This is a genomic window from Mesorhizobium sp. M0077, from assembly GCF_040322955.1.
Taxonomy (GTDB): domain Bacteria; phylum Pseudomonadota; class Alphaproteobacteria; order Rhizobiales; family Rhizobiaceae; genus Mesorhizobium.
Genome location: NZ_JAMYUL010000022.1, coordinates 37,310 through 50,242, shown reverse-complemented (window position 1 = coordinate 50,242; position 12,933 = coordinate 37,310). Strand labels below are relative to the sequence as shown.

General features: G+C 61.2%; 11 protein-coding genes. 9 read left to right on the top strand and 2 right to left on the bottom strand.

Annotation, left to right across the window (positions count from 1 at the left end; translation table 11 throughout):
* Position 1 precedes the first annotated feature (1 nt).
* Both NKJ57_RS28435 and NKJ57_RS28430 read left to right on the top strand, forming a co-directional pair.
* A complete protein-coding gene (locus NKJ57_RS28435) occupies positions 2 to 469 on the top strand; it encodes a cyclic nucleotide-binding domain-containing protein (RefSeq protein WP_023672144.1) in 468 nt (155 codons plus the stop codon).
* Positions 470 to 580: 111 nt separating this feature from the next.
* Positions 581 to 1,435, top strand: a complete 855-nt coding sequence (locus NKJ57_RS28430; protein ID WP_352513596.1) for an MBL fold metallo-hydrolase — start codon at positions 581 to 583, stop codon at positions 1,433 to 1,435.
* 1 nt (position 1,436) lies between these two features.
* Here the strand turns inward: NKJ57_RS28430 and NKJ57_RS28425 are convergent, their stop codons facing one another.
* Positions 1,437 to 2,195, bottom strand: a complete 759-nt coding sequence (locus NKJ57_RS28425; protein ID WP_352513595.1) for a polysaccharide deacetylase family protein — start codon at positions 2,193 to 2,195, stop codon at positions 1,437 to 1,439.
* Positions 2,192 to 3,280, bottom strand: a complete 1,089-nt coding sequence (locus NKJ57_RS28420) for a glycosyltransferase family 4 protein (RefSeq protein WP_352513594.1) — start codon at positions 3,278 to 3,280, stop codon at positions 2,192 to 2,194. Before NKJ57_RS28420 ends, NKJ57_RS28425 begins: the two co-directional genes overlap by 4 nt.
* A gap of 74 nt (positions 3,281 to 3,354) precedes the next feature.
* Between NKJ57_RS28420 and NKJ57_RS28415 the strand changes: the two genes are divergently transcribed.
* From NKJ57_RS28415 to NKJ57_RS28385, 7 genes are all read left to right on the top strand, one after another.
* A complete protein-coding gene (locus NKJ57_RS28415; RefSeq protein ID WP_502902076.1) occupies positions 3,355 to 4,533 on the top strand; it encodes a DUF3095 domain-containing protein in 1,179 nt (392 codons plus the stop codon).
* 303 nt (positions 4,534 to 4,836) lie between these two features.
* Entirely contained in the window at positions 4,837 to 6,177 is a 1,341-nt protein-coding gene (locus NKJ57_RS28410) for an adenylate/guanylate cyclase domain-containing protein (protein ID WP_023672139.1), read from the top strand.
* A 151-nt stretch (positions 6,178 to 6,328) separates the two neighbouring features.
* Entirely contained in the window at positions 6,329 to 8,224 is a 1,896-nt protein-coding gene (locus NKJ57_RS28405; RefSeq protein WP_023672138.1) for an ABC transporter ATP-binding protein, read from the top strand.
* Entirely contained in the window at positions 8,221 to 10,119 is a 1,899-nt protein-coding gene (locus tag NKJ57_RS28400) for an ABC transporter substrate-binding protein (protein WP_352513593.1), read from the top strand. The genes NKJ57_RS28405 and NKJ57_RS28400 overlap by 4 nt, the downstream gene beginning before the upstream one ends.
* Positions 10,120 to 10,121: 2 nt before the next feature.
* Complete coding sequence (locus NKJ57_RS28395; protein WP_023672136.1) at positions 10,122 to 11,120, top strand: ABC transporter permease; 999 nt, start codon at positions 10,122 to 10,124, stop codon at positions 11,118 to 11,120.
* Positions 11,117 to 12,298 carry an ABC transporter permease gene (locus NKJ57_RS28390; RefSeq protein ID WP_031198639.1) on the top strand — a complete coding sequence of 394 codons (1,182 nt, stop codon included), beginning with the start codon at positions 11,117 to 11,119 and terminating at the stop codon, positions 12,296 to 12,298. The genes NKJ57_RS28395 and NKJ57_RS28390 overlap by 4 nt, the downstream gene beginning before the upstream one ends.
* Before the next feature lie 147 nt (positions 12,299 to 12,445).
* On the top strand, positions 12,446 to 12,925 hold the full coding sequence (locus tag NKJ57_RS28385; protein ID WP_023672134.1) for a class I SAM-dependent methyltransferase: 480 nt from the start codon (positions 12,446 to 12,448) through the stop codon (positions 12,923 to 12,925).
* Positions 12,926 to 12,933: the final 8 nt, after the last annotated feature.

Here is a 12,933-nt window from a genome sequence, read left to right as displayed (position 1 = left end):
AATGCTGCTCAAGGATGAAGTTGGAATGCTGCAACGCGTTCCCTTGTTCTCTGGCATCGAGCCGACAAAGCTCAAGCTGCTCGCGTTCACGTCCGATCGCGTGAACTACAGTGCCGGCCAGATTCTTTTCCGGCAGGGCGACGAGGCAGACGCCGCCTATGTCATCCTTTCGGGCAGCGCGGATATTCTGGTCGATTCCGACAATGGGCCGATCAAAGTTGCCGAATTGCTGCCAAATTCGATCGTTGGCGAGATTGCCATATTGTGCAACAGCTCCCGTACTGCCACCGTCAAAGCGGCAAGTGAGCTGGAGGCCTTGAGAATCCGCAAGGACCATTTCCTGAGGCTTATGAAGGAGTTTCCCGAAATGACCATCGAGATATTGCGGGTTCTTGCCGATAGGCTAAGCAGTACGACCGCGGACCTGATCGACGCACGAACGGCCGAGAGCGATTCACAGTTGCACTGAAGCGGCGAGCCGCTCTGTTTCTTTGTTTTGATGCAGTTTCCGGAACCGTGTCACACCTTTCCTGGAACGACTCTGGCAGCAGTTGGTTGGCTACGATGGGCGAAAGGGTGCATGGACGACGATTTCTTCCTTGTCAGGTTTTGGGGCGTGCGCGGCAGCATTGCGGTGTCGGGGCCAGAATTTGCTCGCTATGGCGGCAACACGATCTGCATCGAGATGCAATGCGGCAAGCATACGCTTCTGTTCGACGCGGGCTCCGGCTTGCGGCCTGCCGGCAGGACGCTTCGGGCGGCGGGCGTCACCGATTTCGACCTGTTTTTCACCCATTGCCACTACGACCACGTCATCGGGCTGCCGGCTTTCAAGCCTATTTATGAACGAGGCATCAAAGTTACGCTTTGGTCCGGGCATCTGGCTGGACGCATGACGACGCGGCAGATGGTCGATGAATTCATTCGGCCGCCATGGTTTCCGGTGACACTCGGTGTCTGCAAGGCGAGCCTCGACTGCCGCGATTTCGCATCCGGAGACGTGCTTCGGCCGCGCGAAGGAGTTGTTGTGCGGACCGGTAGTCTTACCCATCCGGGCGGCTGCATCGGCTACCGGGTCGAATGGGGGGGCCGCGTCGTGGCGGTCATCACAGACACCGAGCACGAGCCGGGCAAACTCGATCCGGCGGTGCTCGGCCTGATCGAGAATGCCGACCTCGTCATTTACGATTGCACCTACACCGAGGAGGAAATGGACCGCTACCGCGGCAACGGGCACTCGACATGGCAACAGGGCGTCAAGCTCTGCGAGGCGGCCGGCGCGCGCGGGCTTGCGCTGTTTCACCACGATCCGGCACGCACCGACGATGAGCTGGACGAGATGGAGAAACTGGCCAAGGACAGGTTTGCCGGCGCTTTTGCGGCGCGGGATGGCCAGACGCTCACATTCCCAACTTCAGTGAACAAAAAGCGCTGAGCTATTTTCCGGCGCTGCGTTCGGTCAATGTGCTGATCGGAAGCCATGCGCAGGCTTCGGTCCGCGCGGTGATCGTGAACAGCCGTTCGAGGAAAAGCCAGGCCGATTCGTCATGGACGAGATGGTGGGTGAGCAGGCCGACCGGTTCGCCGCTGTCGGATGCACGCTGCAATTGCGCGACGATTGCCTGAACCAACAGACCATGATCGCGGCAGCCGCGCGTGCCATGCCAATCCATGATGTCGACATTGCTGTTGATGACCGCCAGGGAAGCCGGCCTTGGCGGCCCGAACACCGACAATGCCGCAAATCCTATCGATCCGAGGTCGGGTACCAGGCCGACATCGATCCGGTTCCAGGGCGGCACCAGCATCGGAACCGCACGTGCGCCGTGCAGGCCGGTTACACGCGACAGCCCGCCGGCCAGCTCATCCAGCACCACCTCGCGTGGCCGATGCGCGCCGAGCTCCTGCTTTTTTTGACCCTCGGGCGCATGATTTCGGTGCGCCCAGCCATGAATGGCGACCGTGGCATGCGGCGCCGCGTCAAGCCGGACGACAAGCTTCCCGTCGGTCTGGGCCGGAATGACGGCCAGAGTGACCGGAACCGCGAAGTCACCGGTGAGGTCGAGCAAGCGATCGAGTGCCGGCGTTGGATCCACGGCGTCATCGTCGCGCAGCCAGAACTCTGCCTTGCGGCCCGGCCGTTGCCGGCGCGCCAGCTCGTCCACCAGGGGCTGCCAAGTCGGGTCGGATGTCATGACAACGGGATTATCTTGAGAAGTTCCGCAAGACGGGCCTTTGCAGCACCGAGAGAGCGTTCTTCGAGAACGAAACGTCTGGCCTCTGCAGCCATGATGGTTCTTTCGTCATTATTGGCCAGAAGCCTTGCAATTGCGGAAGCGAACGCCGCCAGATCGCCCGGCGGGGTGAGAAACCCGGTCTGGCCATGCCGCACAACCTCCGGCACGCCGGCAATGTCCTGAGCCACCACCGGAAGGCCGGCGGCCTGTGCTTCAAGATAGGCAATGCCATAGGCCTCGCCGTAACCCGGCCAGACGTAGATTCCCCCGCGATAGAGGACATCCGGCACGGCGACCGGCTCAATCGCGCCAAGCCATTCGATACGCTCGGCGGGCAAGCCGGCGAATTGAGCCTTTACCTCGTCACGGGCAGGTCCGTCCCCGACGACCGACAGCGTCCAGGGGAGGTGGCCGATCAACCCGAGCGCCTGCGCCAGCATGCGATAGCTCAAGACCTTGTCGCCCGGGCGCATCATGGCGACGGTAACGAGGCGCGTCGGATAATCCAGTACCGGCATTTCGTGGAATGCCGATGTGTCGATGAAGGGTGAAAGCATACCGAGAGCGGCGTGGGGAACAGCATCCGCCAGCCCCTGGCGATCCCTTTGCGTGAAGCAGATGTTCAGCGCCGCCTGTTCGATGGCTCGCGCCACCAATGCCTGGCTATCGGCCCACGAACCGGCGTTGCGCCGTTCGGAATAAGAGGCTTCGGCCGTCACATAGGGGACGGCAAAGGCCAACGCCAGCTCGGGCCCGATCAGGTCGGGCGCCTTGTAGTAGGGATGATAGGAGAACCAGAGATCGGGCTTGCCGTCACGGTCCCAAAGCCTCGTCAGTCGCGCGGCTTCGTCCCGCGCCTCGATGACGAGCGCATCGAAACTTTTCGGTTCCGGCTGGCGTAGATAGAAGCGCAACTCCGATGCCAGTTCGACGCTATGCCCGCCATGCTGCAGCGCCTGGACCAGCATCCGTGCCATCTGGCGGTCGCCGGAGACAACGGGATGATTGGGCGACTTCAGCGGGGCGTAGAAGGCAATTCGCATCGCGCGATCCTATCATCGCAAAGCCTGCCCAAGTCAATTTCGAGGCATGATCGACTTCACCTTCAAGCGCTGGAATGTGCTATCTGATGCTTATGGAAACAGCAGTCGCGTCCGACCCGTTCGTCGCTTCTTTGCCGGTCTACGCAAAGTTCGAAAGCGTTGCCGATATCGACAACTATCGGCCTCTCCCCGATGGCTGGGCGCTGGCCACCGCCGACATCGTCGGCTCGACCAAGGCGATCGAAGCCGGGCGCTACAAAACCGTCAATATGGCCGGCGCCAGCGTCATTTCGGCGCTGCTCAATGCACTGGGCCGGCAAGATCTTCCCTTCGTCTTCGGCGGCGACGGCGCGCTCGTGGCGTTTCCCGGCTCGGCGCTGGAGATCGCCCGTAACGCGCTGGCTTCTGTCCAGAGATGGGTGGCGGACGAACTGGACCTGACCTTGCGTGCCGCAATCGTGCCGATAAAGGACATAAGAGCGCAAGGCCTCGACGTTCGCGTGGCGAGGTTCCAGGCCTCCGAAGCAGCCTTCTATGCCATGTTCGCCGGCGGCGGCGGCAGTTGGGCGGAAGCCGAAATGAAAGCCGGGCGCTACCGCGTCGACCCCGCCCCGGCCGGCGCGCGGCCGGATCTGACCGGCCTCTCCTGCCGCTGGAACCCGATCGAAGCCCGGCATGGCGAAATTGTCTCGATCATAGCCGTGCCGGGGGCATCGCGCGACTTGCGTGGTTTCCAGTTTCTGGCTTCCGACATCATCGCCCTTGCCGGCAGGCAGGAGCGCGATGGCCACCCGGTGCCGGTGGACGGTCCGGCCTATAGTCTCTTGCCCGCCGGTCTCGATGTCGAGGCACGGGCCACGGCGCCGCCGGGGCGGCGGTGGCTGGCCAAGCTGTGGGTGATCTTCCTGATGACGCTTACGGCCTTCACCGACAAATTGGGCTGGACGATCGGCGGTTTCGACCCGAAGGTCTACAAACGCCAGGTGGCCAGCAATTCGGATTTCCGCAAGTTCGACGACGGCTTGAAAATGACCATCGACGTCGACGCGGATGTGTTGCAGCGGATCGAGAACCGGCTGAAACAGGCGGAAGAGGCCGGTATCTGCAACTATGGCCTGCACCGCCAGAAGTCGGCCTTGATGACATGCCTCGTCATCTCGCCGCTGCAGCGCGATCATGTTCACTTCATCGATGGCGCCGCCGGCGGCTATGCAATGGCTGCCGCAAGCCTGAAGGCGAAGGCGCCGGTCTGATGACGGCTTGGGGAATCGATTTTCCGCAATGCGCCGCGGCCATGGTTCTTGGGACCCGGCGAGCCCGACGGTGCCTGAGCCGACCAATTATTTGCGCGATGTCAGGATCGGGATTGCACTTCGCCGGCAGCCTCGCCACATAGTGTTGCAGGTGATTTGTGCGGTCGACGTCTGCTTGCTTCCTGCAAGGACAGTCATTCGGGATATTCTTCGCCGGCTTCTGCCCCCGAAGCCGGCTTCATTGACTTCGAGAATTTTGCGGATCAAAGGAGATGGCTCGTCTTCGACGGGTTTCGAGATAGCATGAGCACAGCGCAAGCAGAAATTTCCAACATTCTCATGGATAAGGTTGCCGATTGGCTGACCCAATCGGCGCTGGCGGGCGACGACCTGGAAACATTGGTCAAGGGTTTTTGTGAACGGCTGGCTGCTGCCGGCCTGCCGCTGAAGCGGGTGCATTTGAGCTTTTCGATGCTGCATCCGCTTTATGACGCGCTCGGTTTCACCTGGATTCGCGGCCAAGGCCTGGAAGTGGAAGGCTTCCGGAGTGAGAACGGCGTCCATTCCGACAGATTCCTGACCAGCCCATACTACCATCTGCTCAGCAACAAGCTCGACCATCTGCGGCGCCGGCTCGACCCGTCGGTGCGGTCGGAGTTTCCTGTTTTCGATGAGCTCAGGCTTATGGGCGTCACCGATTACATGGCTTTCGTCCATCCCTTCAACGGCGATACAAGTCAGGGCATGTTGGGGTCCTGGTCCACCGACAGTGCTTCAGGCTTCAGCGACAGCATGATTTCGGCTCTGCTGCGGATCCAGAACCATCTCGCCATAGCAAGCAAGATGGCGGTGCTCACCAAGCTCGCCGACAACATGATGACCACGTATCTCGGCGGTGACGCCGGCAGGCGCGTGCTGGACGGCCAGATCAAGCGCGGCGAGGGCGACACAATCCGGGCCGCGCTGGTGATGGGCGATATGCGCGGGTCGACAAGGCTCGCCGAAACCTCCGGCCGCGAAGTCTATATCGATACGCTGAACCAGTTTTTCGATGCCATCGCAGCACCTTTCAATCGCAAAGGCGGGCAGATCATGAGTTTCCTGGGGGATGGATTCATTGCCGTCTACCCCTGCGAAAGGCACCGCGCGCAGTCAGAGATCGCCTGCCAGGCTGCTCTTGCGGCTGCGCACAAGGCCAGCATGCGCATGATGGAGCTCAATCTGCGCAGAAAAGAGCAAGGACTGGGCGATATAAAATTTGGTATCGGCCTGCATGTCGGCAATGTGATGTTCGGCAATGTCGGGCTTACCGACCGACTCACATTCTCGGTCTTCGGCTCGGCTGTAAACGAGGTCCAGCGTCTCCAGACCCTGACCAAGAAATATCCGCACAGCGTTCTCGCCAGCAAGGACTTCGCCGGTTATTGCGGGGCCAACAGTTGGCTGACGCTCGGCGAGGAGGAACTGGCGGGCAGCAAGCAGAAGCTGACGGTGCTTTCACCCGATCTGTCGGGTGCTCTCGCACTCGATGAAGACGCTGCGCTGCAGCCGTTTCACGATCGGATATCGGACGCCGAGCAGGTCATGCTGCTTCATCGCGATGCCGCGCGGCTGTCGGCGGGCGACCGGAGGAAGCTCCAGTAGTCACCACCATCCGATCTGGACGCCCTGGTATGCTGTCCGGCCGCCGGTCGCCGGGGAATTCGTTTCGAATCCAAGTTGCTCTGCGCTGACAATGCGCTAGTCTTGCTTTTTGGGGCCGGTTGGGAGGCGCCAGATTGGGGCTGGTGTGGGAATGGATGCAGGCGTTGATCTGCTGCGGATCGAGGATGTTGGCATCTCTTTTGCCATTGTCGGGGGACCGTTGCATGCCGTCAGGCGGGCAAATCTTCGCGTCCTGCCCGGCAAGGTCACCGCACTTGTCGGTGAGTCCGGTTCCGGAAAATCGGTTCTCAGCCAGGCCGTGATGGGCATCTTGCCGAACACGGCCCATGTTCGCGGCCGTATCCTGTTTTCCGATCCCAAAAAGCCCGGCACGACGCAGGATATCCTGCAGATGCCGCGCGACGGACCCGAAATCCGGGCGTTGAGAGGGAGCCGCATCGGCAAGATCTTTCAGGAGCCGATGACATCGCTGTCGCCGCTGCACACGATCGGCAACCAGGTCAGCGAATCCCTGCAGATTCATACGCACATGGATCGGACGGAGCGCAAGGCACGGACCGAGGAAATGCTCGGCCTCGTCGGGTTTCCCAATCCCAAGCGCGCCTACGACATGTATCCGTTCGAACTTTCGGGAGGATTGCGGCAACGCGCCATGATCGCCATGGCGCTTATCTGCCGGCCCGCTCTGTTGATCGCCGATGAGCCGACGACGGCGTTGGACGTCACCATCCAGGCGCAAATCCTGCAATTGCTGCGCGGGCTTCAGACCAAGCTCAACATGGCAATGCTGCTGATCACGCACGACCTCGGGGTGGTTGCCAATGTCGCCGACGAGGTGGTGGTCATGTACCATGGCGAGATCATGGAAGCGGGCCCTGTGGAGGCAATATTCCGCCGGCCAGGCCACCCTTACCTGAAGGGCCTCATGGCAGCCGTCCCGCATTTCGACCTGAAGCCTGGCGAAAGGCTGAAGGCGCTCCGCGAGGTGCCGGTGAATGTCGGGACCCTGCTGGGCAAGCAGACGGCGCCGGAAGCGAAGGGGCCGGACGACATTCTGCTGTCGGTCAGGGATCTGAAAAAGGTCTACACCATCCGCAACTCCGGATGGTTCAGCGGGAGCCATCAGACCTCTGTTCGCGCCGTGGACGGCGTCAGCTTCGACATCAGGCGAGGTGAGTGCCTGGGCCTGGTTGGCGAAAGCGGCTGCGGCAAAACCACCGTCAGCAAGATCCTGATGCGGGCCGTCACCCCTACCGGCGGCTCCGTGATCTTCAACGGCCGCGACGGACCGATCGACGTCCTGGAAGCCGAGGGAGACGCCCTGCGCTTGCTGCGGGCGAAACTCCAGATGGTTTTCCAGGATCCGGTCTCGTCGCTTTCGCCTCGCATGACCGTGGAAAACATCTTGAGCGAGCCGCTGGAAATCCATCAACGTGGCAATGCCGCGTCCCGCCTAGCCACAGTCAAGAGCCTGATGCAGGCAATCGGGCTCGATCCGCGCTTCATCCAGCGTTATCCCCACAGCTTCTCCGGCGGGCAGCGTCAGCGTATCGGCATTGCGCGCGCCTTGGCGCTGGGGCCTGAACTGCTGATCTGCGACGAGCCGGTTTCGGCGCTCGATGTCTCCGTGCAGGCGCAGATCCTGAACCTTCTGAAGGACCTGCAGAAGGAACTGGGCCTGACCTACCTGTTCATATCCCACAATCTGGCGGTGGTGGACTACATGGCGGACCGCATCGCGGTGATGTGCGGCGGGCGTATCGTCGAGCTTGCACCGCGCGAAATTCTGCTCAGGAAACCGATCCACCCCTACACGCGCTCGCTGCTCGCCGCAGTCCCCTTCCCCGATCTCGACCGGCCGATGGATTTCAAGACGCTGAAGCTCGGCGGCGCTTCCGACACCAGCGCATGGGGCCCGCAATTCCGCGACGAGGGCGAAGAGGATATGCTGTCGCCGCTCGATCTCGGCGGCGGCCATCTCGTGCTGGCCCGACGTTCGGCCGATGTCAGCGAGTTACGCCATTGATCAGCCGCCGCACTGTCCTTGGTCTCATGGCTTCGGCATTTCTGCCGGGCACGGCGCGCGCCGGCGATCTGGAGCCGGATTTTCTTCAGCCGCAGCTGAAAGCCAGGGCTCTGCCGCCACTCGCGGAGCGCCTGCCCAAAAGCCCGCGCGCGTTGAACCTCGCGGCGATGGGCCGGCAGCCCGGCCAGTATGGCGGCACGCTGCGTACGATCATCGGCAGCCAGAAAGATATCCGGATGATGACGATCTACGGGTATTCCCGGCTGGTCGGCTATGACGAAAAGCTTAACTTTCAGGCCGACATTCTCGAAAGTTTCGACGTAAAGGATGATCGCGTCTTCACGTTCAAGATTCGTGAAGGCCATAAATGGTCAGACGGCAGCCTGCTGACGCCGGAGGATTTTCGTTATTGCTGGGAAGATGTCTGGCTGAACGATGAGCTTTCGCAAGGCGGGCTCGCCCCTGCCCTGCTGGCGGACGGCAAGCCGCCACGTTTCGAGATCGTCGATCCGTTGACGGTCCGCTACAGTTGGGACGCGCCCAATCCCGACTTCCTGCCCAAACTTGCCGCTGCTTCGCCGACACCGCTTGTTTTGCCAGCCGCCTATCTCAAGCAGTTCCACAAGAAATATCAGGATCCATTCCGGCTCGCCGGCCTGATGAAGGAGAACCGGACCGCAAAATGGACGCTGCTGCACATCCGCATGTCGCGGCAGTATCGCCCGGAGAACCCGGATCTGCCGACACTCGACCCCTGGCAGAACCGGACCAAGCCGCCGGCCGAGCAGTTCATCTTCGAGCGCAACCCGTTCTTTCATCGAACAGACGAGAACGGCCGGCAACTGCCCTATGTCGACCGGATCATCATGAATGTCAGCTCGTCGGCGATCATCTCCGCCAAGACCGGTGCGGGCGAGAGCGACCTGCAATGCATGGGAATCGACTTCAGCGATTACTCCTTCCTGAAGGACGCGGAGAAGCGCTACCCGGTGAAGATGCATCTGTGGAAACGCACACAGGGTTCGCGGCTGGCGCTCATGCCCAATCTGAATTGTGCCGACCCGGTGTGGCGCGGCCTTTTGCGTGACGTGCGCGTGCGCCGCGCCCTTTCGCTCGCTGTGGACCGGCGCGAGATCAACATGGCCGTCTTCTACGGATTGGCGCAGGAAAGCGCCGATACGGTCTTGCCGGAGAGCCCGCTCTACCGGCCGGAATTCGCGAAAGCCTGGGTCGCCCACGATCCCGACCAGGCCAATGCACTGCTTGACGAGGTCGGGCTTCAGGCCCGTGACGATGACGGCCTGCGGCTAATTCCCGATGGACGCCCGGCGCAGATCATCGTGGAAACGGCCGGCGAAAGCACGCTGGAAACCGATGCGCTCGAACTCATCACCGATCACTGGCGCAAGATCGGCATCGCTTTGTTCATCCGGACTTCGCAGCGCGACATCTTCCGCAGCCGTGCGCTTGGCGGCCAGATCCTGATGTCGATGTCGTCGGGCATCGACAATGGCGTGCCGACCGCCGACATGAATCCATACCAGCTGGCCCCCACCATCGACGACCAGCTGCAATGGCCGCTCTGGGGCGCTTACTATCTGTCGCATGGCAAGATGGGTGAGGCGCCCGATGTTCCTGAAGTGGTCGAGTTGATGGCTTTGCTCAAGCGCTGGAACGGATCGACCCAATCCAGCGAGCGCGCCGAAATCTGGAACTCGATGCTGTCGATCTACACCGATCAGGTGTTCTCTATCGGTACTGTGAACGAAACACTTCAGCCGATTCTGGTATCCTCGCGGCTGCGCAACCTGCCTGACAAAGCACTCTACGGCTACGACCCGACCTCCTATTTCGGTGTCTACATGCCGGACACATTCTGGCTTGGAGGCTCCTGAGCGTGCTTCGATATCTTGTCTGGCGCATCGCCGTGATGGTTCCTACGCTGCTGGTCATATCGGCGCTTGTGTTCACCATCATCGAACTTCCACCGGGCGACTATTTCGACAGCTATGTCGCCGAGCTTCGGGCCCAGGGCGAAGCGGTAGATTCCGACCGCATCCAGATGATGCGCAAGGAATATGGTTTCGACCAGCCGCCGGTCATTCGCTACTTCTACTGGGTGGGCGGGATGCTGCACGGCGATTTCGGCTATTCCTTCGAATATGAGCTGCCGGTTCGCGACGTCGTCGGCGACCGAATGTGGCTGACCGTGCTGGTTTCCTTCGTCACGATCATCTTCACCTGGCTCATCGCCTTTCCGATAGGCATGTACTCCGCCACGCATCAATACAGCTGGGGCGACTACGGCCTGACTTTCTTCGGCCTTCTCGGCCTTGCCATTCCGAATTTCATGCTGGCGCTGATCCTGATGTATTTCGCCAACATCTGGTTCGGCACGTCCATCGGCCACCTCATGGACCAGCAATATCTCGGCGAGCCGATGAGCTGGGCCAAGGCGAAGTCGATCCTCGCCCATCTCTGGATCCCGGTCCTGATCATCGGCACCGGCGGCACGGCGAGCATGATCCGGCGGCTGCGCGCCAATCTGCTCGACGAACTGCACAAGCAATATGTCGTTACGGCGCGCGCCAAGGGCCTGCATCCGTTCAAGGCGCTGGTCAAATATCCGCTGCGCATGGCGCTCAATTTCTTCATTTCCGACATCGGCTCGATCCTGCCGGCCATCATCTCCGGCGCTGAGATCACGGCTATCGTTTTGTCTTTGGAAACGACCGGGCCGATGCTGATCAAGGCGCTGCAAAGCCAGGATATGTATCTGGCAGGGTCATTCCTGATGTTCCTTGCCTTCCTGACGGTTATCGGCGTGCTGATTTCCGACCTGGCGCTGGCGCTGCTTGATCCACGAATTCGTTTGCAGGGTGGCAGCACCAAATGAAGCAGGACTCGCCGCTGCCCGCTCCGGGTGCTCCACTGCAACACTACATTTCCGGCGCGCCCTTCGACCTGCAGTCGGTCGAGGCGATGACGCCGGAGCAATCGAAGGTCTTTCAGGCATCGCAGTTGCGGCTGATGTGGTGGAAATTCCGCAAACACCGGCTTGCGCTTATATCCGGCATATTCCTGGCAGTGCTGTATTTAGGGATACTGATCTGCGAGTTCCTGGCGCCCTACAATCTGCACTCGCGCAACATGGACTACATCTATGCGCCGCCGCAGCACGTGCACCTGTTCCACAATGGCGAGTTCGTCGGGCCGTTCGTCTATGGCCGCCAGATGACGCTGGATATGGACACGCTCAAGCGGAACTACATCGAGAAGCACGACGATGTTCAGCGGCTCCGTTTCTTCTGCAAGGGCGACACTTATCGGTTCTGGGGCCTGATCGAAGGTGACAGGCATTTTGTCTGTCCTGCCGAAAACGGGCAGCTGTTTCTGGCCGGCACCGACAGGCTGGGGCGCGACGTGCTCTCACGCATGATCTATGGCGCACGCATTTCACTGACTATCGGCCTCGTCGGCATCAGTTTCAGCTTCCTGCTCGGCATCGTCATCGGCGGGCTGGCCGGCTATCACGGCGGTATCTTCGACCTGATCGTCCAACGGATAATCGAAGTCCTGCAATCGATTCCCAGCATTCCGCTATGGCTGGCCCTGGCGGCGATCATGCCGATAACGTGGAGTCCGATCCTGATCTATTTCGGCATCACCGTCATCCTCGGGCTGCTCGACTGGACCGGACTGGCGCGGGCCGTGCGTTCAAAGCTTCTGGCCTTGCGCGAGGAGGATTACGTTCTGGCGGCGCAGTTGATGGGCGCCGGAAGCAGCCGCATCATCAGGCGGCATCTCATTCCCGGCTTCATGTCGCATCTGATCGCGACGGCGACGCTCTCCATCCCTGGCATGATCCTGGGCGAAACGGCGCTGAGCTTCCTCGGGCTCGGCCTGAGGGCGCCGATCACCAGCTGGGGCATCCTGCTCACCGAGGCGCGCAGCGTCAGCGTGATCGCGTTCTATCCATGGCTGCTTTTGCCGATGCTGCCGGTCATCCTCGTTATCATGGCGTTCAACTTCCTCGGCGACGGCTTGCGGGACGCCGCAGACCCCTACAAGTGATATCGCTGTTCCACCGCGCGGCCTGCCGAACACTCCACCCGGTATGACGCTTGTCGGCGGCCGGTTGCGTTATTGCAGGGTTCGTCGTTCGCCTTTATATGCAGCAAGCCTCGATCGGGGCTGCTGGTTCAGGACACACAATCGCATATGAGTCGCCTCGATAATTTCATCAGCAGGATGACCGCGCAGCGCGACATTCTCAATCGAATCTGCCCCGAGGTGGCGAAGATGGAGGGGCTTGTGCTTGAGCTCGGCCTCGGCAATGGCCGGACATTCCACCATCTGCGCGAGCTTCTGCCCGGGCGCCGGATCGTGGTGTTCGACCGCGAAGTTGGCGCGCACACTAGCTCAATTCCCGAAGCTGAAAACCTCGTGCTCGGCGAAATACGCGAGACGGGCCGCAAGTTCATTGGCATCGAAGCCGCCCTTGTTCATGCCGACATTGGCACCGGCTATGACGATCGCGATGCGGTGACCGCTACCTGGCTTCCCGATCTGATTGCGAGCCTGCTTCGCGTCGGCGGCTTCGCGGTCAGTGGCACGCCGCTCGATCACCCGCTGCTGCAACACCTCCCGGCGCCCACTTCGGAGCCCGCCGACCGTTATTTCCTCTGCAAGCGCGTGTGAGCGGTAGA